Annotated in this window: 19 protein-coding genes; 9 read left to right on the forward strand and 10 right to left on the reverse strand. The window is 63.2% G+C overall.

Features of this window, described 5'->3' with window-relative positions; all coding sequences use genetic code 11:
* Positions 1–18: 18 nt before the first annotated feature.
* The 3 genes from GTP44_RS08625 to GTP44_RS08635 are packed head-to-tail and all read left to right on the forward strand — an operon-like array spanning position 19 to position 4,474.
* Complete coding sequence (locus tag GTP44_RS08625; protein ID WP_161019117.1) at positions 19–1,659, forward strand: VRR-NUC domain-containing protein; 1,641 nt, start codon at positions 19–21, stop codon at positions 1,657–1,659.
* Positions 1,647–4,013, forward strand: a complete 2,367-nt coding sequence (locus GTP44_RS08630) for an ATP-dependent DNA helicase (RefSeq protein ID WP_161019118.1) — start codon at positions 1,647–1,649, stop codon at positions 4,011–4,013. Before GTP44_RS08625 ends, GTP44_RS08630 begins: the two co-directional genes overlap by 13 nt.
* Positions 4,010–4,474 carry a nuclear transport factor 2 family protein gene (locus GTP44_RS08635; protein ID WP_161019119.1) on the forward strand — a complete coding sequence of 155 codons (465 nt, stop codon included), beginning with the start codon at positions 4,010–4,012 and terminating at the stop codon, positions 4,472–4,474. The genes GTP44_RS08630 and GTP44_RS08635 overlap by 4 nt, the downstream gene beginning before the upstream one ends.
* Here the strand turns inward: GTP44_RS08635 and GTP44_RS08640 are convergent.
* The 7 genes from GTP44_RS08640 to trhA form a co-directional block, all read right to left on the reverse strand.
* Positions 4,464–5,195 (reverse strand): LytR/AlgR family response regulator transcription factor, encoded by a 732-nt coding sequence (locus tag GTP44_RS08640; RefSeq protein WP_160988647.1) that lies wholly within the window; start codon positions 5,193–5,195, stop codon positions 4,464–4,466. The genes GTP44_RS08635 and GTP44_RS08640 overlap by 11 nt on opposite strands.
* Before the next feature lie 4 nt (positions 5,196–5,199).
* Positions 5,200–6,279, reverse strand: coding sequence for a sensor histidine kinase (locus tag GTP44_RS08645; RefSeq protein ID WP_161019120.1), 1,080 nt, complete (start codon positions 6,277–6,279; stop codon positions 5,200–5,202).
* Complete coding sequence (locus GTP44_RS08650; protein WP_202424030.1) at positions 6,279–6,995, reverse strand: LiaI-LiaF-like domain-containing protein; 717 nt, start codon at positions 6,993–6,995, stop codon at positions 6,279–6,281. The genes GTP44_RS08645 and GTP44_RS08650 overlap by 1 nt, the downstream gene beginning before the upstream one ends.
* A complete protein-coding gene (locus GTP44_RS08655; protein ID WP_161019121.1) occupies positions 6,992–7,372 on the reverse strand; it encodes a LiaF transmembrane domain-containing protein in 381 nt (126 codons plus the stop codon). The genes GTP44_RS08650 and GTP44_RS08655 overlap by 4 nt, the downstream gene beginning before the upstream one ends.
* A 118-nt stretch (positions 7,373–7,490) precedes the next feature.
* Positions 7,491–7,649 carry a hypothetical protein gene (locus tag GTP44_RS27180; RefSeq protein WP_202412629.1) on the reverse strand — a complete coding sequence of 53 codons (159 nt, stop codon included), beginning with the start codon at positions 7,647–7,649 and terminating at the stop codon, positions 7,491–7,493.
* A gap of 151 nt (positions 7,650–7,800) precedes the next feature.
* Positions 7,801–8,682, reverse strand: a complete 882-nt coding sequence (locus GTP44_RS08660; protein ID WP_161019122.1) for a LysR substrate-binding domain-containing protein — start codon at positions 8,680–8,682, stop codon at positions 7,801–7,803.
* 13 nt (positions 8,683–8,695) lie between these two features.
* Positions 8,696–9,313 carry a PAQR family membrane homeostasis protein TrhA gene (trhA, locus tag GTP44_RS08665; RefSeq protein ID WP_160988643.1) on the reverse strand — a complete coding sequence of 206 codons (618 nt, stop codon included), beginning with the start codon at positions 9,311–9,313 and terminating at the stop codon, positions 8,696–8,698.
* 253 nt (positions 9,314–9,566) lie between these two features.
* Between trhA and GTP44_RS08670 the strand changes: the two genes are divergently transcribed.
* The 4 genes from GTP44_RS08670 to GTP44_RS08685 all read left to right on the forward strand — a co-directional run bounded on the left by GTP44_RS08670 (position 9,567) and on the right by GTP44_RS08685 (position 14,842).
* The gene (locus GTP44_RS08670) at positions 9,567–9,947 is read left to right on the forward strand and encodes a BlaI/MecI/CopY family transcriptional regulator (RefSeq protein ID WP_161019123.1); all 381 of its coding nucleotides are present in this window, start codon (positions 9,567–9,569) and stop codon (positions 9,945–9,947) included.
* Positions 9,947–11,545, forward strand: coding sequence for a M23/M56 family metallopeptidase (locus GTP44_RS08675; protein ID WP_161019124.1), 1,599 nt, complete (start codon positions 9,947–9,949; stop codon positions 11,543–11,545). Before GTP44_RS08670 ends, GTP44_RS08675 begins: the two co-directional genes overlap by 1 nt.
* Positions 11,546–11,548: 3 nt before the next feature.
* Positions 11,549–13,672 carry a TonB-dependent receptor plug domain-containing protein gene (locus GTP44_RS08680; RefSeq protein WP_161019125.1) on the forward strand — a complete coding sequence of 708 codons (2,124 nt, stop codon included), beginning with the start codon at positions 11,549–11,551 and terminating at the stop codon, positions 13,670–13,672.
* Positions 13,673–13,771: 99 nt separating this feature from the next.
* Positions 13,772–14,842 (forward strand): patatin-like phospholipase family protein, encoded by a 1,071-nt coding sequence (locus GTP44_RS08685; RefSeq protein ID WP_161019126.1) that lies wholly within the window; start codon positions 13,772–13,774, stop codon positions 14,840–14,842.
* Between the two features lie 13 nt (positions 14,843–14,855).
* Here GTP44_RS08685 and GTP44_RS08690 read toward each other — a convergent pair whose 3' ends face one another.
* Entirely contained in the window at positions 14,856–15,167 is a 312-nt protein-coding gene (locus GTP44_RS08690) for a hypothetical protein (protein WP_229256289.1), read from the reverse strand.
* Between the two features lie 131 nt (positions 15,168–15,298).
* Between GTP44_RS08690 and GTP44_RS08695 the strand changes: the two genes are divergently transcribed.
* Positions 15,299–16,375, forward strand: a complete 1,077-nt coding sequence (locus tag GTP44_RS08695) for a type II asparaginase (RefSeq protein WP_160988638.1) — start codon at positions 15,299–15,301, stop codon at positions 16,373–16,375.
* A 6-nt stretch (positions 16,376–16,381) separates the two neighbouring features.
* Here GTP44_RS08695 and GTP44_RS08700 read toward each other — a convergent pair whose 3' ends face one another.
* Complete coding sequence (locus tag GTP44_RS08700; protein WP_161019127.1) at positions 16,382–17,005, reverse strand: flavin reductase family protein; 624 nt, start codon at positions 17,003–17,005, stop codon at positions 16,382–16,384.
* 202 nt (positions 17,006–17,207) lie between these two features.
* Here GTP44_RS08700 and GTP44_RS08705 point away from each other — a divergent pair, with 202 nt between their 5' ends.
* The gene (locus GTP44_RS08705) at positions 17,208–19,160 is read left to right on the forward strand and encodes a CocE/NonD family hydrolase (protein ID WP_161019128.1); all 1,953 of its coding nucleotides are present in this window, start codon (positions 17,208–17,210) and stop codon (positions 19,158–19,160) included.
* Between the two features lie 97 nt (positions 19,161–19,257).
* Here GTP44_RS08705 and GTP44_RS08710 read toward each other — a convergent pair whose 3' ends face one another.
* Positions 19,258–20,895 (reverse strand): methyl-accepting chemotaxis protein, encoded by a 1,638-nt coding sequence (locus GTP44_RS08710; RefSeq protein ID WP_161019189.1) that lies wholly within the window; start codon positions 20,893–20,895, stop codon positions 19,258–19,260.
* Between the last annotated feature and the right edge of the window lie 28 nt (positions 20,896–20,923).

The raw sequence follows: 20,923 nt of genomic DNA on the forward strand, positions 1-20,923 counted from the left end.
CGCGTCCGCCCCGCTGCAATGATCAAAGTCCTGGAAAATCCGTTCTATTATCTGGAGAATTTCCACCAGGTGCTGGTGTGGATCGGCGAACGCTATGACGATCTGCTGACCACCGACGAACGTCATTTCCTCGCTGCCTTCCCTGCCCTGCCGCAACCGTCACGCGCGCTGTTCGCGCGCATGGTCATGCGCAAGGGAACGGTGTTCCGCGCCAGTAAGCTGGTCTACGCCGAAATCGGCAGCACGCATGAGGCGGCCCGTCCGCTGGCGGAGCTCGGCCTGATCGAAGACGATCCGCCACTGTGTCTGGACGAATTGTTCGATCTGCTGCAGAAGCCGGAAATCGCCAAGGTGTTCCAGTTGGGCGCCCACGTCAGGCATCTGCGCAAGGCCGAGCAGCTGGAAGCGCTGCGCGAGCAATATGACGGCGCGCACCGCTTTTCCGGCTGGTACGCCAATTCCGGCGACCACGTCTACCGCAACCTGACGCAAGCGCTGTGCGACCGCCTGCGTCTGATCTTCTTCGGCAACTACCATCAGGACTGGACCGAGTTCGTGTTGTCCGACCTCGGCATTTATCAGTACGAGAAAGTCGCGTTCTCGCCGGCAGCGCGCGGCTTCCGCAGCCGCCGCGACATCGATGACTTCCTCGCCATACACCGCTGCCACGAGCGCTTCGCCGAGGGCGCGGCGCCGGCCGCCATCATCGCCGACCTGCCGCCCTGCGCCGAGGACAACGAATGGCTGCGCAGCCGCCGCAGCAAGCTGGTGTTCGCCATCGCCCAGCACCTCGAAAAATTGCGCGACTGGCCGGCCGCCCACGCGTTGTACGCCGATTGCGACTATCCCGGCGCCCGCGCGCGCACCATCCGCGTGCTGGAAAAAAACGCCCAGCCGCGCGAGGCGTTCGAGCTGCTGCAAACCGCCATGCAGGCGCCGGAGAGCGAGGCAGAACGCCAGCAACTGCTGCGCATGGCGCCGCGTCTGGCGCGCAAGCTGGGCCACGCCAAACCGCCGCCGGTGACGCCGGCGCAAGCCACCCGCATCGACCTGAGCCTGCCGCCACCGGCGCTGGAGAATTACGTCGAGTTCGTCGTGCGCGACCACCTGAGCCGCGACGATGCGCCGGTCTACTACGTCGAAAACGCGCTGATGAATTCGCTGTTCGGCCTGCTGTGCTGGGACGCGGTGTTCTCGCCGATACCAGGCGCGTTCTTCCATCCGTATCATCGTGGCCCGGCCGATCTGCACAGCGCCGATTTCCAGCGCCGCCGCGCGCTGGCGTTCAGCGCCGCGCTGGCCCAGCTCGACGGCGAGCATTACCGCGCCACCATCCGCGCCAATTACGCCGCCAAGTACGGCATCCAGTCGCCCTTCCTGTATTGGGAAGCGATCGATGAGGATCTGCTCGACCTGGCGCTGGATTGCATTCCGCCGCTGCACCTGAAGCGCGCGTTTGAACGCATCCTGCTCGACATCAAATCCAACCGCAGCGGCTTCCCCGATCTGATTCAGTTCTGGCCGGCCGAGCGCCGCTACAACATGATCGAAGTGAAGGGCCCGGGCGACCGCCTACAGGACAACCAGCTGCGTTGGATCGAATACTGCGCGGCGCACGAGATGCCGGTCTCGGTCTGCTATCTGCAATGGGCGGCATGACGCATCCGGCCCGCTACACCGTCACCGTGCGCGCGTTGTGCGAGTTCACCGCCAAGACCGGCGACCTCGATCTGCGCTTCACGCCCTCGCCCACCGCGCAGGAAGGCATCGCCGGTCATGGCGTGGTCACCGCGCGCCGCGACGACGATTACCAGACCGAGATCTCCCTGTCCGGCGATTTCGGCCCGCTGCACGTGCGCGGCCGCGCCGACGGCTACGACAGCCGCGCCAACCGGCTGGAAGAAATCAAAACCTATCGTGGCGACTTGAAGAAAATGCCGGACAACCAGCGCGCGCTGCACTGGGCGCAGGTTCGCATCTACGGCCACCTGCTGTGCAAGGATCGCGGTCTGCAAAAGATCCGCCTGGCGCTGGTCTACTTCGACATCGGCAGCCAGAAGGAAACCGCGCTGCACGAAGACCGTACCGCCGCCGACCTGCAAGCGGGCTTCGAGCAGCAGTGCGGCCTGTTCCTGCAATGGGCGCAACAGGAGATGGCACACCGCGCGCAACGCGACCTGCAATTGAAGGCGATGCGCTTCTCCTACGGCGACTTCCGTCCCGGCCAGCGCCAGTTGGCGGAAGCCATGTACCGCGCCAGCAAGCGCCAGGTATGCCTGCTGGCGCAAGCGCCGACCGGCATCGGCAAGACCGTCGGCAGCCTGTTCCCGATGCTGAAGGCCAGCGCCGAACATGGCGTCGACAAGATCTTCTTTCTCGCCGCGAAAACCTCGGGCCGGCAGATGGCGCTCGACGCGGTGGACCTGATCCGCACAGGCGCGCCGCTGGTGCCGTTGCGCACATTGGAACTGGCGGCCAAGAGCACCGCCTGCGTCAATCCGGACAAGGCCTGCCACGGCGAATCCTGTCCGCTGGCCAAAGGCTTCTATGACCGTGTGCCGGCCGCGCGCGACTCGGGGCTGGCCATCATGGCGCCGTCGGACAGCGGCCACGCACCGCCGTCGCTGGACCGCGACACGCTGCGCGCCATCGCGCTGGCGCACAACGTCTGCCCGTATTACCTGAGCAGCGAAATGGCGCGCTGGTGCGACATCGTCATCGGCGATTACAACTACTATTTCGACAGCAGCGCCATGTTGTACAGTCTGACGCAACTCAACGACTGGAAGGTCAACGTGCTGGTGGACGAGGCGCACAACATGGTGTCCCGCGCGCGCAAGATGTACTCGGCCGACATGGAGCACGACAGCCTGCGCCTGCTGCGCAAGATCGTTCCCGATGAACTGAAAAAGCCGCTGGACCGCGTGCACAAGCAATGGAATCAGCTGGAGAAGGAGCAGACGTCCGACTATCAGTCCTACGCCGAGCTGCCGGATAAATTCATGGGCGCCTTGCAGACCGCGTCCACCGCCATTTCGGATTACATGGCCGATCATCCGGGCTATGTGGAGCCTGACCTGCAAAGCTTCTACTTCAACGCGCTGATGTTCGCGCGACTGGCGGAAAGCTTCGGCGATCACGCGCTGTTCGATATCGAGAAAGCGCCGGGTGCCCGCGCCAGCAACAGCAACTCGGTGCTCTGCATCCGCAATATCGTGCCGGCGCCGCACCTGAAGCCGCGCTTTGAAAGCACGCACGCCACGGCGTTGTTCTCGGCCACACTCAGTCCCTGGAACTACTTCGGCGACATGCTCGGCATGCCGGAGACCACGGCGTGGGTGGATGTCGAATCACCATTCGTGGCAGAACAGTTGTCGGTGCAGGTGGCGTCGCACATCTCCACGCGCTACGCGCACCGCCAGCAATCGCTGCGCCCCATCGCGGAGCTGATGGGCAGACAGTACGCGGCGCAGCGCGGCAACTACCTCGCCTTCTTCAGCAGCTTCGATTACATGGAGAAGGCCGCCAACCAGTTCAGCGAGCTGCATCCGGACGTGCCGGTGTGGCGCCAGTCGCGCCGCATGGATGAGGCGGAGCGGGCGCGCTTCCTTGAACGCTTTACGCTCGACAGCGAAGGCATCGGCTTTGCGGTGCTGGGTGGCTCGTTCGGCGAAGGCGTGGACTTGCCGGGCGCGCGGCTGATCGGCGCGTTCGTCGCCACGCTCGGCCTCCCGCAAATCAACCCGGTCAATGAACAGATCCGCGCGCGCATGGAGACGATCTTCGGCTCCGGCTACGACTACACCTACACCTATCCCGGCATGCAGAAAGTGGTGCAGGCGGCGGGACGCGTGATCCGCACCACGTCCGACCGCGGCACCGTCCACCTGATCGACGACCGTTTCGGCCGCCCCGAGATTCAGGAACTGATGCCGGCCTGGTGGCGCATCGAGATTCAGCGGCAAGATACGGATATCATGGCAGCATCTCAACCAAACCGGAGCCTGTCATGAAAAAACTGGGGATACTGTTATTGGCACTGATGGGCATGGCCCACGCGGCAGACGACACCTCGCTCACCGCCACCATCGCCAGGCTGGACACGGAAATGTTCAACGCCTTCAATACCTGCGACAAGCCGGGACAACTGGATAAATACGCCAGCTACTTCGATCCGAATATCGAGTTCTATCACGATAACGGCGGCGTCACCTGGACGCGCGACGTGATGATCGCGCAAACGAAGAATTACGTCTGCGGCAAATATCGCCGCGAGCTGGTGCCGGGCAGCCTGAAAGTATCGCCGGTGAAGGACTTCGGCGCCATCGCCACCGGCTCGCACACCTTCTGCCAATTGGGCGGCAGCAAATGCGAAGGCATCGCCGAATTCACCCTGGTCTGGCGCCTGCGCGACAACACCTGGCAAGTCACCCGCGCCCTCAGCTACGGCCACCGCGCCGCGGCTACTGAATGACGGCGCGGATTTTCTGATAGCCGCTGCGGCTGATGGGAATGCGGTTGCCGTCCTTCAGCACAGCCACATGGCTATCCTTGGTGGCCTGTTCGATGCGGTCTACAAAGGCGATGTTGACGATGTAGGAACGGTGAATACGCAGGAACTGCTGGCCATCCAGTTGTTCCTCCAGTTCCGACATGCGTTGGTTCTTCAGATAGGACTTGCCTTCAGCGCGTAGCTGCACGTAGTCATCCTGCGCCTCGATATGCTCGATCTTGTCTGCGGTGATGACGTGGACCTTGGCGCCATCGCGTATCAGCACGCGGCCGAGCGGCTTGTTGCGGCCCGTGGCCTCGCGCACCATCTTGTCGACCGCGTCGCCGCCGGCGCCAAGGTTGGCGCGCGCATGCGCCAACGCCTGATCGAAGCGCTGCTGGCTGAAAGGCTTGAGCAGGTAATCAAGCGCGTGAAACTCGAACGCCTTGATCGCGTACTGGTCGAACGCGGTGGCGAAGATGTAGCGCGTCTTGCTGCCCGCCAGTTCGGCCACTTCAAACCCGTCCAGCTTGGGCATCTGGATATCCAAAAATACCAGGTCCGGCGACAGCTCGGTGATCGCCTTCACGGCCTCAAAACCGTTGGCGCATTCGGCTACCACCTCCACGTCCGCGTGCTCGGACAGGTACTCGCGCACCACGCCGCGCGCCAGCATTTCATCGTCCACGATGATGATACGCATTGCTCTACTCCCCTCGTTCGCTCGTTTGCGCGGGTATGGTGATGTCCACGCCAAAGCTCTTTTCCTTGCGGCCCCAGTGGATGCCGGCTTCGTGTTTGTAGGCGCCGGCCAGACGCTGGCGCACGTTGGTCAGGCCGATGCCGTGGCCTTCGCCGCGAATCGACGCCATGTCCTCATCCACCGGATTGCTCACGCTGATCTGCAGGATTGAACCGGCGCGCCGGGCGCTGATGCGCACCGTGCCGCCCTCCGGCATATTGCAGATGCCGTGCTTGACGGCGTTCTCCACCAGCGGCTGGATGATCATCGGCGGCACCATGCACCGCGCCGCGTCCTCGCCGATATCCTCCTCCACCAGCAGCCGCTCGCCAAAGCGCACCTGCTCGATCGCCAGGAAGTGGCGAATCAACACCATCTCCTCGCCCAGCGTGACCTTCTTGTGCGCCTCCATGCCCAGGCTCTGACGGAAGAAACTCGCCAGTTCCAGCGTCATGCGCCGCGCCGCCTTCGGGTCCTGCGAGGTCAGCGCGCTAATCGAATTGAGGCTGTTGAACAGAAAGTGCGGATCGATTTGCGTGCGCAGCATGCGCAACTCGGCCTCCTGTGCCATCAACAGCGATTCCAGTTCGCGCTGCTCGGCGTTCTTGGCGCGGACAAATTCAATCACCAGATAATGCAGCGCCGCCGCGAAGCCGTACAGCAGCACGCCCAGCACCACGATCAACACCGACAGCTGCGGCGTGATCACAATCCCGCTCCATTCAACCCCCGGCACCAGACACAGTGCGTTCCACAGGTTACCGATAATCAGCCACAGGAAGCCCGATGCCAGCGCCGCCACCGTCAGCACCAGCGCGATCTGCCCCGGCCGGCGGCTGCCCAGCGGATAGGCGCGGCACAGGTAGAACGCCGAATAGCCGGTGGCGAACGCGTACTCCAGGTTCACCGGTATCGAAAACAGCATGGCGTTGGCCAGCGGCGTGTCGCTGGCCAACCAGATCACGCCGCCCAGCGCCACGCCAAGGAACAGCCACACCAGCAGATAGACGATCAGCCCGCGCCGGGTGGAGGACAATTCCAGCATCAGTTACGCACTTCCACGCCGCCCATGATGACGTAGCCGCGCAGGATCAGCCGTTTCGGCACGCTGCCGGCGGCCGGTGGCATGGTCTTCTCTTCAAAGCCCCCCATGATCGGCGTGCCTTCCAGCAGCACGATCCAGTCCACCGGCACCTTGATGGTGATGCCGCCGCAGAAGGCGAACAGGTTCAGCACCGCGTCGCCGTTGATCGACGCCTGCCGCAGATCGAGATCGCTGCCGCCCATGATGGCGGTGATTTCGCCGCCACGAAAATCCTGCGACAGCACGCGGTTCTTGTGGGCGCCCATGATGGCGGTGATGTTGATCACGTTGTCCGAGCTATCCTTGTCCAGCGATAGCCCGTCCTGCTGCGGCGACGCGCGCTGCATGGTGGATTTGATCACCACCGCCACGCCGGCGCCGATCAGCAGCAGCGGCCACAAGGTGCGCCAGTCGATGTGGAGAAAACCGAGGGACTTCAGCATGATCAGCGCGCCCACCACAATCAGCGCGCCGCCGACGATCACGCCGGACTGCGTGCGGGTCTGCAGCACTTTCAGGATGCCGACGCCGATCAGCACCGTCGGCACGATGTGGACGCGCAGGTCCAGGTCCACCCAGCCCAGGTTATCCAGCAAAAACAGCATGCCGATACCGATGACGAACAGGCCGATGATCATCTGCGTGGCGGGATTGCGCTCGCGGCGGTGGCTTTTCATGCTTGCTCCTTGGTCGACGGCGGGAAGATGTTGTCCAGCAGTGGGCGCAGCATCATGCCCAGCCCCCAGGCGACCAGCAGCGCCGGCCACGTCTCGCCGAATCCCAGGCCCCAGATGTGATTGAAGGAGACATACCACCAGCCGGCGAAGAAGATCTCCCACCAGCCTTCGGTGAAGTGGCGCGAGGTGGTGGGCGGGATGATTTTGGTGACGCCGCTGATCACCAGCAGCCATGGCCACCAGCGCCAGAAGTGCGCCGGATTCAGGTCTATGTCGAGAATATCGAGCTGCGCCAGCAGGATCACGGTGCCGGCGATAATCAGCGCCAGGCCCCAGACCAGCTGTTTGCGCCAGCGATATGCGGTGTGTACGTTCATCTCAGCTCCCCAGGTCGGTATGGATAGAACAATACCGGGGAACGGCTGGCGGGGAAACCGCTATTCGGCGAACAGCGGATATGGGCCGGTGAATGACGACGCTATCGGTCAGCGACGGTCAACCGCGGCCATTGCCGACCTTTTGCTCAAAAGCCATCAGGCCCCAGCCGAGCTGACGGCGGATTTCCTCGGGCGTCGGCGGTGGTTTGACTTCGTGCGAACGGCGTTCCAGGTAAGCACGTACCAAGTACTTCGAAGGCTGATTCGTCTGCGTCATGATGACCTCCATGCGGCGGCAACATCGTTGATCTGGTGCCGATACTTGAGGCTATCGGCTTACCTGCTGCAGGGCGGAGATCGCCCGACACGCAAAGCCAGTGTAGCGCCGCATGGCCATCGCCTCTGTACGGACCCACACACTGCACCCATCACAGTTTTTGCTGCAAAAAGTCCAGGAAGCAGCTGATTCGTTGCGCCAGTTGGGTGTTGCGGTAGTAGACCGCGTGAATTTGCTGGCGGTAGCCGGTGTAGTCGTCGGCCAGCAGCTTGACCAGGCGACCGGCCTCGATGTCGGTGCGCGTCATGAAATCGGCCAGGCAAACGATGCCCTGGCCGGCCAGCGCCAGTTGACGCAACGTCTCGCCGCTGGAGGCGGATATCGACGGCGTCACCGTCAGGCTGTTGCCGTTGGCGTGACGCAGCGGCCACTGGTTGCCCAGTTCATACTGCACAAAGCCGAGCAGGGTGTGCTGCGCCAGGTCTTCCGGCGTGCGCGGCGTGCCGTGCGCCGCCAGGTAGGCCGGGCTGGCCAGCACGTACAGCGGGCTGGCGGTGAGCGCGCGCGCATGCAGCGTCGAATCGTTCAGCGCGCCGATGCGGATGGCGATATCGGTGCGGTGCTCGATCAGGTCGGCGATCTGGTCATTGCTGCTGAGCTCCAGGCGGATTTCCGGGTACATGGCGCGGAACTCCGCCACATGCGGCACCACACAGTGCAGCATGAACGGCGAGGCGGCGTCCACACACAGGCGCCCGGCCGGCTTCTGGCGGCGGATACGGATGGTTTCTTCCGCCTCCTCCATCGCGCCGAGAATGGCGCGGGCTTTTTCGAGGAACAGCGTGCCCTCTTCGGTCAGTTCCATGCGGCGCGTGGTGCGCGTCAGCAGCGAGGTGGCGAGCTTGTCTTCCAAGCGCGACAGCGCGCGGCTGACGCCGGAGGTGGTCTGGCCCAGATGCACCGAGGCGGCGCTCAGCGTGCCGCTGTCGATCACGGTGATAAAGGTCTTTAAATCGTCCGAATTGATGTCCACGGGAGTTCCATCCTTACGCCACGTACAGCAGCACCGCGCCGAAATGGCAGGCGCTGCCGCCCAATACAAACAAGTGCCAGACGCCATGTCCATAGCGCCATTTGTGATCGGTGACGAAGAAGGCGATGCCCACCGTATAAACCAGGCCACCGATCGCCAGCCACCAGAAACCGTTCCAGCCCAGCGCGTCGACCAGCGGACTGGCGCCGATCACGCCCACCCAGCCCATCGCCACGTAGATCAGCAGCGACAGCACCCGCGCGCCCTTGGCGAACAGCAGTTCCTGCACAATACCGATCACCGCCAGCCCCCACACCACGCCGAACAGTGTCCAGCCCCACGGCCCGCGCAGGCTCACCAGCGTGAACGGCGTGTAGCTGCCGGCGATCAGCAGATAAATGGCGCAATAGTCCATCTGCCGCAGCACGTCCTTGGCGCGCCCGCGCAGGCTGTGGTACAGCGTCGACGTCAGGTACAAGGCCAGCAAGGTGGCGGCGTAAATACTGAAGCTGACCACTTTCCAGACGTCGCCGCTGCGCGCGGCCAGCACGATCAGCAGCGTGCCGCCAATGGCGGCCAGCGCGGCGCCCACCGTGTGCGTGATGCTGTTGAAACGCTCTCCGTAATACATACTCAAATCCAATGCAATGGTGGCTGCGGCTGGGATAGCGGCGGCCAACGGCATTGTATAGCGCTTGCGCCGCGCCCGCCGCTGCGCACGCCACCATTGCCAATTGGAAATTATCAAAAAATCTATCGTAACATACTGAGAATTTATTTAAAGCAATGTTACAAAATGATAGATCGGAATTTGAGATGGCGAGGGTTGACGCGATTGCGACATATGTCGCATAATCATCCCATTAGTCGCATAGGAGCATGTCATGTCGGTGTTGATTCCTTCGGTCAGTGAGCTGACTTTGTTAAAAGTGCTGTGGAAGCAGCAGCCACTGAGCGCGCGCGAGCTTCACGACGCCGCCGCCGAGGAACTGGGCTGGTCGTTCTCATCCACCCGCAAGACGCTGGACCGGATGCTGGAAAAGCAGATGATCGGCCTGCAGGCGGTGCATGGCATCAATGTGTACACGGCGCGTCTGGAAAAGGTCGGCACGCTGGCGGCGTTCGCGCACGACTTTGGCCGCCGCGTGATGGAGATGGAAGCGCCGCTGCCGGTGGCCATGTTCACCGGCAGTAAGCTGGTTGATCAGCAGGAACTGACGCAGCTGGAGCAACTGCTCAACGACTGGCCGGCGGAAGAACAGTGATGGCGCTGGCTTGGCTGCTGTCGACACAATGGCTGCTGGCATCCGTCGGCAGCGTGGCCGTGGGTGTGCTGGCGTGGCTGCTGCTGAACGGCGCCGCGCAGGCATGGCCGGCGCTGCGAATGCGGCGCAACGTGTGGCTGGCGGCGCAATGCACCGTAGCAGTCGCCGCCCTGCTGCCCTTCCTGCCGCGCAGTGTGCACGTCGCCCCGCCGATCACGCTGACGCCAGCGCTGTTGTCCACCAGCGCGCCAGCGCAAGCCGTGCCATTGGCCGCGTCGGAGGAAGAGACAACGTCGCCCGCCCGCGAGCTGCCGCTGGCCGCCGATTCCGTCGCCCCCGCGTCGGTTGCCGCCACGGCCACTGACACGTCAACGCTGCTTGGACGTGCATTGCCGCTGATCGCCGCGCTTTGGGCGCTGGTGTATGTCGCCGGCATGACTTGGGCGCTTGCCCGACTGCTGCGTGCCCGCAGTTTGTGGCGCAGAATGATGGCTGCCGCGGAGCGCGTGTCGCGGGCCGCGCTGCAAGTCCACATCGCCTTCACCGCCGAACAGCGCCGCCAGATCGCGCAACGCGGCCTGACCGTGATGCGCATCGACGCCGCCATCTCGCCGATGTTGATCGGCGTCCTGCGTCCGGTGCTGCTGTTACCCGCGCATCTGGATGGCCTGACCGCCGAACAGCAGAAAATGATCGTCGCCCACGAATTGCATCACTGGCGCGCCCGCGACCCGCTGTGCCTCGCCATCGCCGCCGCGCTGCGAACTGTTTTCTGGTTCAACCCCGCCACGCGCTGGATGGCCAAACAGATGGAATGGGCACTGGAGCTGCAATGCGACCAGCAGGTACTGAACGGCCGCCCGCAACAGCAGCGCAAGCAATACGCCGCCTCGCTGCTGCAGCAATGGACGGCGCCGATGGGCGTCGCCGCCTTCAATGGCGCCACCATCACCGCCCGCATCCGCCAGATGCAAAAAAACAGCCTGCCAGCACTCAGCGCGGCCGCCGTGTGGACGACCGCCGCCGCGCTGATGGCCGTGCTGGCGGCGGGCGCGCTGCTGCAACCGGCGCTGGCCATCGGCATCCCGGCAGCCACCGCGCAGGCAACGGCACAGGCCATGGCGCCAGCACCAGCACCGGCGGCCGAAGCCTGGCGCGCGCCACTCGACGAGGTGCGCGTCACCAGCTTCTTTGGCGTCAGGCGCAGCGTGCCACGCACGCCGCACAAAGGCATCGACTTCCGCGCGGCCAAGGGCACGCCGGTCTATGCCACCGCCAGCGGCACGATCATCGCCGCCGGCCCGATCGCCGAGGGCGACGGCAAATACGGCAACGCCGTCATCATCGACCATGGCGCGCAACACTCGCTGTACGCGCACTTGGACAGCGTCAGCGTCCAACCCGGCCAGCGCGTGCAAGCGGGCCAGTTGATCGGCGCGGTCGGCGAAACCGGCCTCGCCACCGGGCCCCACCTGCATCTGGAAGTCCGCCGGAACGGCCAGATCATCGATCCGGCCACCATGTTTACCGATCTGGATGCCCACGCCACCGCGCATGCGCTCAAGGTCCGGCGCCAGCAACTACCCTCGAAGGGATAAACCATGTCAGCACCACGCATCACCGGCAGCTTGCTGCTGGCGGTAACCGTCTGCGCCTACGCATCGGAAACACCGGAACCGCAGCAGGTACAGATCAGCGCCACCCGCGAAGATCTGCGCCAGCGCGAGACCACCACCAACATCGTCATCAACCATGCGGACATCGTGCGCCAGGGCGACCAGACGCTGGCCGATGTGCTCAAGCGGCTGCCCGGCGTCAGCATTCGCGGCACGCCCGGCCAGGGCGGCGGCATCCAGATGCGCGGCCTGGGCAACGGCTACACGCAAATCCTGCTCAACGGCGAAGCGGTCGCCGCCGGCTTCTCGCTCGACACCATCGCGCCGGAGACTATCGAGCGGATTGAAATCCTGCGCAGCGCCACGGCGGAATTGAGCAACCAGGCGGTGGCCGGGGCCATCAACATCATCCTGAAGAAAACGGCGACGCCCGGCCAGCGCTCGGTCAGCGCCAGCCTTGCGCGCCAGGGTAGCGCCAGCACGCCTTCGCTGAGCGCGCAAGTCTCGGACCAGGATGGTGCTTTTTCCTACAGCCTCACTGCCACGCTCACACGCAAGCAAAGCCGCAAACCCTTCACCGAGTGGCAGGAGCAGCGCGCGTCCGACGGCGGCATCACACTGCTGCGCCGCATGCCGCAAACCGAATCCGGCCGCACCGACTCGCTGACACTGACGCCGCGCCTGAACTGGAAACTCGCAGGCGGCGACACCTTGAGCTGGCAAGGCTTCGTTTATCTGCGGCGCATGGACAATCTGGCGGTGGCCGACGAAACGGCGCTGATCGGTGATCACAGCCAGTACCCGCGCAACGCGGCCAACTTCATTGCCAACTTCGTCATGCTGCGCAGCGACCTGAATTGGACGCACCGTCTGGACAACGGCGACAAGCTGGAGATGAAGCTCGGCGCCGGCACCAACCGCCGCAGCGGCGTCTTCGACTTTCACGGCATGGACACCGACGGCGCGCCGCTCGGCCGCCATCACGTCGACTCCGGACCGGTGGAAAATACCTACACCAGCACCGGCACCTATCGCCATCCGGTGGGCGAAGCGCACGCGATCGCGCTGGGCTGGGATGTGAGCCACGGCATGCGACGCGAGGACCGCGACGAAACGCTGTTCGACGCGGCCGGCCGGCAGACCAGCGCCAACAACGCCGACTATTCCGCGACCGTCAACCGCCTTGCGCTGTTTGCGCAGGATGAATGGCAGATCAGCAAACGCTATTCGCTGTATCTCGGGCTGCGTCACGAACGCCTTGAGACCATCAGCCGCGCGGTGGCGGTCAATGCGCCGGACAAGCTGGATAACAGTTCGGCGGTCTGGAGTCCGTCGCTGCAGTCGCGCTATGAACTGGAGAACAAGGATGTGGTGCGATTGGCCGTCAGCCGCACCTACAAGGCGCCGTTGCTGGTGCGGCTGGTGCCGCGCCGCTACACCAAGGATAACAACAACAATCCGAACAACGCGGATGAACAAGGCAATCCGGCACTGCGGCCGGAGCTGGCCTGGGGGCTGGATGCGGCGTATGAACATTATCTCGGCGAAGGCGCGCTGCTCAGCGCCAGCGTCTATGCGCGGCGCATCCGCGATGTGACGCAATGGCGTCTGTTCGAGCAGGATGGCGTGTGGGTGACAGCGCCGTTCAACGACGGCACGGCCAGCTCGCATGGCGTGGAGCTGGAGGCCAAGCTGCGGCTGACGAAGGCGCTGGACTTTCGCGCCAACCTGGCGCGCAACTGGTCGCGCGTGGACAATGTGCCCGGGCCGGACAACCGGCTGGAATCGCAAACGCCGGCGACCGCCAACGTCGGCCTGGATTATCGCTGGTCGCAGCTGACGCTGGGCGGCAGCCTGAATTACCAGGCCGCTGAGCGCCAGCGGCAGTCCGCGCAGACGTTCAGCAGCACCAGCGCGAAGCGGGAGCTGGATCTGTACGCGCTGTGGAAGTGGCATGCGAAGACACAGTTGCGTGTCTCCGCCAGCAACCTGCTGCACCAGCAGACGACGGAGAACTACATCTATGCAGACGCCAACGGCAGCACGCGCACCATCCGCCTGACGCCGAGCTACGCAACGGTCCGCATCATGCTGGAGCATCAGCTGTAGCTAGTGAGGCGGAACGACGATCGAAGGTCGCGTCGATCCAACTTCGTGATATGGTTGCGTTCTATGACGCAAGATTCGTATAAACCATATAAACGTTGCATGGTGTTGGGCGGTGGCGGCTTCCGCTTCGGCATTTATATCGGCATGTATGCCGCGCTGCGGCAGGCCGGCCAGGCGCCGGATGTGCTGCTGGCCAGCTGCGGCGGCGCCATTGCCGCGGCCATCATCCACAACCTGCCCGATCCCGACGCCCAGCGCAAATGGCTGTCTTCCGCTGAGATGTATCAGTTCTGGTGCAGCCTGCGCTCGACCCGGCGCGCGGCGCTGGTCGGCACCTTGCTGCGCGCGGCGCAACGCAAGCTGTCGCGCGCCAACGCGCCGGTGATCCCGGATCTGTTCAACGACTATCTGTTCGAGATTCCGCCCGCGCTGCCCTTCCCCGCCGCCAGCGACACGCCGGAGGTGGAGGTCGCCATCATCGGTGGCAAGCTGCTGTTCGGGCCTGAAGACGTGGGACAACGGCGCGGACAACGCAAGCTGTATGCGGAAACCATTTTCTGCAACGAAGCCGCCGCCAGCGCGCTGCGCGGCATGGATTCGCCGCTGGCCGACGAGCGCTGGGGCGAGCACGCCATCGCCCGCGAGATGCTGATCGACAGTAGGGCGACCGTCACCGAGGCCGCCCGCATCTCCATCGCCGACATGATCTACTTCCGCAGCGCGCGGTATCGCGGCGATGAATACATCGGCGGCGTGCTCGATCTGTTTCCGGTGGAAATCGCCCGCAGGCTGGGGACGGAAGTGATCATGGAATTCAAGGAGGCCTTCGACCAGGTGTTCTCGATTCCGGCCTGGCGCGCGGTGCTCGGCGTGGACGGCAACGCGCGCCTGCGCTACGCCAATTCGCACCTGGCCGACATGCGCATCGATTCATCCGATGTGTCGGTGGTGCTGGAAAAGCAGCAGTTGCAGCAAAGGCTGGACTGGCTGCACAACCGCATCGAGCTGCAAATGCCACCGAGCTACGATCTCTTCGCCCAGCACATGCGCGACCAGTGGCAATATGGTTACGAGCGCGCGCAAGAGGCGCTGACGCGGCCGCCGCGCCAGCAACCGCTGGTTCGGCGCGCCAACAAATACAGCAAGCCGCTGAGCAGCATCGAACCTTAGCCGTGGCGGCGCTTCAGCGGCACAGCTGCTTCCACTGCGCCTCGAATTCATCCGGCGACACATCCTGCGCCAGCAACGTCAAATCGCGCGCGACCGAAATATAGCGCTGAAAACCGATGTACGCGCCAAACGCATCCTTGGCATTGACCTCGCCACATGGCGCGCCACCCTTGCCAATAAATTGATTGCGGAACTGCGCCTGCGCGGGTTCAAGCACCTTTTCTCTCACATATTTTTCGCCTTGGCTGTTCAACAGCGCCATGTCCTCGCGCTGTCGCTGCTCGGCCGACTTGCCACAGGCAGCCAGCACCAGCATCAATGCCATCGTGATTAGCAATCTCATATGTTTTCTCTTTTATTTACCACATTCATGACTTAACGCAGCAACACCCCGCATTGTTGACACGCACGGGATTTGCTAATATCTCATGATTTACATTTAAATCAGGAGACCAAATGTTCAACCCCGTTCGTGCCCGATGCCTGCAATCGCTGCTGGCCTGCGCAATGCTGCTCAGCTCTTATGCCGGGGCAGCTGAAAAACTCGCCCATGTGACGATTCTGGCCACCGGCGGCACCATCGCCGGCAGCGGCAACAGCAGCACCACCACGGTCGGCTACACCGCCGCCACCGTCGGTGTGGACCGTCTGATCGCCGCCGTGCCGGAACTGGCCAAGGTCGCGGACGTCAAGGGCGAACAAGTGTTCCAGATCGCCAGCGAAAACATGAGCAACGAGCACTGGCTGACGCTGGCCAAGCGCGTCAACACCCTGCTGGCGCAGCCGGACGTGGACGGCATCGTCATCACCCACGGCACCGACACGCTGGAAGAAACCGCCTACTTCCTGGACCTGACCGTCAAGAGCAAAAAGCCGGTTGTGCTGGTCGGCGCCATGCGCCCGGGCACCGCGCTGTCGGCTGACGGCCCGATCAACCTGTACAACGCCGTGCTGCTGGCGGCCAGCCAGGAAGCCGTCGGCAAGGGCGTGCTGGTGGCGCTGAACGACCAGATCCACGCCGCCCGCGACGTCACCAAGACCAATACCTCGACGCCGGACAGCTTCAAGACCCCGGAACTGGGCCTGCTCGGCTACATCCAGGGCAGCAAGCCGTACTTCTATCGCCAGCCAACCCGCAAGCACACCGCCGACAGCGAATTCGACGTCAGCAAGCTGAGCGCGCTGCCGCAAGTCGACATCGTCTACGGCTACGCCAACGTCAGCCCGGTCGCGCTGAACGCGCTGGTGGCCGCTGGCGCCAAAGGCATCATCCACGCCGGTGTCGGCGACGGCAGCCTGGCCACCTCGGTCAAGGCCGGTCTGGTCGAAGCGCGCAAGAAAGGCGTGCTGATCGTGCGTTCTAGCCGCGTCGGCCAGGGCATCGTGGCCCGCAACGGCGAAGCCAATGACGACGAGCTGGACTTCGTCGCGTCGGACACGCTGAACCCGCAAAAAGCCCGCATCCTGCTGATGCTGGCGCTGACCAAGACCAACGACAGCAAACAGATCCAGCGTATTTTCTACACCTACTAATCGCGCTTACGGATAGCTGGGCCGCTTCATGCGGAACAGATTCTCCGGCGTGATCTCGAAGTAATCGGCCGGGCCGCCGCCACGCAAGATGGTGCGCGAACCGGCCGTATCATAGACGCCGTCGCGTAACAGCGCACGCGCGATATGCACCCCCACCACCTCCCCCAATATCAGCCAGCTGTCGGTTGGCGCGCCGGAGGCGCCTTGCAAGCGGATGATCTGCGTGCGCCGGCACTCGAACGATACCGGGCTTTCCAGCACACGCGGCACGGCGACAATGTTGGACGCGACCGGCGTCAGACCGGCCAGCGCGAACTCGTCCACCTCCGGCGGCGCGGCGGCGCAGCTGGCGTTCATCGCCTCGGCCAGCGGCCGGGTGGCCAGATTCCACACAAACTCAGCGGTTTCCTCGATGTTGACCAGCGTATCCTTGCGGCCCAGGCTGGCAAAGCCGATCAGCGGCGGCGTGTAATTGAAGGCGTTGAAGAAGCTGTACGGCGCCAGGTTCAGCGCGCCGCTGGCGGCACGGGTGGAAATCCAGCCGATCGGGCGCGGGCCGACGATGGCGTTGAAAGGATCATGCGGCAGGCCGTGGCCCTGCGCTGGCTGGTAGAAGTAGGGATCGCTCATGCGCCATTGTCGCACAGGTGGCGGATGGCCCGGCGAGCGGCCAGGTTGTTAACATTTTCTGTGGATAAGGTTGTTAAGAAGCATTCCCACCTGGCGCTAAACCCTTGTATTACATGGATATTTTTCCGCTGCGCAAATTATGCGCAGCGAAGTTATCCACTCCAGTACACTAAGCGGCTTTGTCACTTCACCCCAAGACCACATGAAATTGCGATTGACCGCCCTGGCTTTGTCCTTGCTGCTGGGCGCCGCCAGCGTCCACGCCGGCGCCGCCGAAGCCGATGCGCCGAAATGGAGCTTGCGCGAACACTACACCAAATACGAATTCCAGATCCCGATGCGCGACGGCGTCAAACTGTTCACCGCCGTCTACGTGCCCAAGGACGCCAGCAAACCCTATCCGTTCCTGATCCAGCGCACGCCGTACAGCGCCGGCGTGCAGGCCGGTGGCGAACTGCATTATGGCGTGGACTACTACCCGGAGCACATCGGCCCGTCGCAACAGTTTGAGGACAGCGGCTACATCTTCGTCAAGCAGGACGTGCGCGGACGCTATATGTCCGAAGGCAAGTGGCAGGAAATGACGCCACACATCAATCCCCACCGTGCCAAAGGCGAAGGCAACGAGAGCGAGGACATGCACGACACCGTCGACTGGCTGCTCAAGCACGTGGCCAACAACAACGGCAAGGTCGGCATCCTGGGCATTTCCTATCCGGGCTTTTACACCTCGGCCAGCATTATCGATTCGCATCCGGCGATCAAGGCCGCCTCGCCGCAGGCGCCGGTGACCGACCTGTACATGAATGACGACTCCTATCACGGCGGCGCCTTCATGCTGGCCGCCAACTTCGACTTCTACTCGGCGTTTGTCGAAGCCGACAACCCGACGCCGCTGCCGAAAACCTGGACCAGCTTCGACTACGGCACCGCCGATGGCTACGAATTCTTCCTCCAGCACCTAACGCTGAGCCATATTCTCGGGACGATGACGGCAAAACAGCGCGCCCTGCTGCAGCCGACCATCGAGCACAGCACCTACGACGCGTTCTGGCAAAGCCGCAACATCGCGCCGCATCTGAAGAACATCAAAGCCGCCGTGCTGAACGTGGGCGGCTGGTACGACGCCGAAGACCCGCAGGGTCCGCTAACCACCTACGCCAGCATCAAGCGCAACAATCCCGGCATCTACAACGGCCTGGTGATGGGGCCGTGGGTGCATGGCGGCTGGGCGCGCGGCGAGGGCAAGCGCCTCGGCTACGTCGACTTCGGCAGCAAGACCGGTGAGTACTTCCGCACGCGGATCCAGTTTCCGTTCTTCGAGCAGTACCTGAAAGGCGCGCCGAACAACAGTGCCGAAGTCCACGCCTTTGAAACCGGCACCAACGTCTGGCGCACCTATCCGGCCTGGCCGCCGCGACAGGCGCAGGCGCGCACACTGTACCTCGGACCAAACGGCACACTGGGCTGGAAACAGCCCGCCGCCGGCGCGGCCTATGATGAATATGTGGCCGACCCGCGCAAGCCGGTGCCGTTCACCGCATATCCGACGCTGGGCGTGCCCAAGGAATACATGGTCGGCGACCAGCGCTTCGCCGCCACCCGACCGGACGTGCTGACCTACCAGAGCGCGCCGCTGGAAGAAGACGTTACCTTCGCCGGCCCGGTCAAACCCAAGCTGTTCGTCTCGACCACCGGCACGGATGCGGACTGGGTGGTCAAGCTGATCGACGTCTACCCACCGGCGTACCCGGGCGGCGACAGCGAGGAAAGACGCGGTGGCGATGTCGGCAAGCCGCAGCTGCCGATGGCGGGTTATCAACAACTGGTGCGCGGCGATCCGCTGCGCGGCAAATTCCGCAACAGCTTCGAGCAACCGGAACCGTTCACGCCAGGCAAGGTGGAAACCGTCAGCTACCGCATGACCGATATCAACCACACCTTCCGCCGGGGGCACCGGATCATGGTGCAGATCCAGAGCTCGTGGTTCCCGCTGGTGGACCTGAACCCACAGACGTTTGTGGAGATCCCGAAGGCCAAGCCGGACGACTTCCAGAAGGCGACGCAGCGGGTTTACCACGCGCCGTCGATGTATTCCGGCATCGAAGTGCAGTTGTTAACAAATTCTGTGGATAAGGTTGTTAACAAACGCTAGCGCCAAGTGCTAAGTGTCTGTTTTACCGGGGAAAAGTAGCGCTGCGCATTTTCCGCGCAGCGCGAAGATCGCCAACCGGCCAGCCCAGCAATACGGCTTAGCCGTTGACCACACGCAGATTGCGCTGCCCAGCCAGGCGTGCTGTCGGCGCGGCCTGTTCCGACCTGGCGGAGCGCGAAGAAGCCGACTCGTCCAATTTAAACTGCCCGACGATCTCGGTTAAATGCGACGCCTGATCTTTTAATTCATGCGCGGCCGCGCTCGCCTCTTCCACCAGCGCGGTATTCTGCTGCGTCATACCATCCATTTGACCGATGGCGTGGCTGGCTTCCTGAATGCCAACGCTTTGTTCATCGCTGGCGTGGGTAATTTCAGCCATGATCTCGGTCACCCGGCGCACGCTCGACACCACCTCATGCATGGTGGCACCGGCTTTTTCAACCAGATCAGAACCCGCACTCACTTTACTAACCGAATCATCGATTAAAACTTTAATTTCTTTAGCCGCTTGTGCCGAGCGTTGCGCTAAAACACGCACCTCGCTGGCCACCACGGCAAAACCCCGGCCTTGTTCACCCGCACGGGCCGCCTCGACCGCCGCATTCAACGCCAGAATATTCGTCTGGAATGCAATGCCATCGATAACGGAAATAATATCGACGATTTTTTTGGACGAATCGTTAATCGACTCCATCGTCTCCGTTACCTGGCGCATCACCTCGCCCCCCTGCTGCGACACTTGCGACGCCGACTGCGTCAGTTGATTCGCCTGCTGCGCGTTGCTGGCGTTTTGCTTGACCGTGGACGTCAACTCCTCCATCGCTGTCGCCACCCGCTCCAGCGACTGCGCCTGCTGTTCGGTGCGCTGCGACAAGTCGGCATTGCCGACCGCAATCTCGTTGGACGCGGTGGTGATCGACTCCGTACCATGCCGTACTTCGCTGACGATGCCGGTCAGGCTGTCGCGCATGCCCTTGATGGCAAACAGCAGGCTTTCCTTGTCCGATGGGACCACTTCCACATTGATCGACAAATCACCCTGGGCGATACGGCCAGCGATTTCCACGGCATACGCCGGCTCACCGCCCAGTTGCTTCAGCAGCAAGCGTTTGATCAGCCCCGCGATCAGCAGGCTCAACACGAACGCCGCCGCCGCCAGCACCATCACCATCTGCTTCGCGCTGGACGCATAGCCTTCCACCGTCGTGCTTGCTTTGTCCGATTCTTTCTGCTCCGCCGCCACCAGCACCGCCATATCCTGCACAATGCGACGCCGCAGCGGGCTGCATTCATTCACCAGGAAGTGGCCATAATCGGCCATCTTGCCGGCCTCGCGGTACTGGCGTGGACGCTTCAGCTCGTTGGCCATGGCCAGCAAGCCCTCCTTCACCTTGGCAAACTGCGGATCGTTGGCATAGGCGGGCGACATCTTGTCCAGCGCCGCCAGATAGAGCGCCTTCTGCTCATCGACAATATTCAACTCTTTGGCCGCTTGCGCATTGTCCTCAAAAATGTAGCCGTTACGCGCCGCCAGCCCGGTCTGCGCCAAGGCTTCGCGCGCCACATACAGCGGTTCCAGCTTATCGGCGGCAATCCGCTGCTCAGCCTGGAAGGCCTGTGACAGCGACGACACGCGCATCAGCGAGAACACCGCCAGCACCAGCATCAACGCGGTGAGCATGCCGAAGCCCAGCGTAAGCTGAGTGCCAATTTTTAACTTTTTGAACGATGCCATTGTGACGCTCCAATGAGTGGCTAAAACC

This window comes from Duganella lactea (assembly GCF_009857505.1).
GTDB classification, from domain to species: Bacteria; Pseudomonadota; Gammaproteobacteria; order Burkholderiales; family Burkholderiaceae_D; genus Rugamonas; species Rugamonas lactea.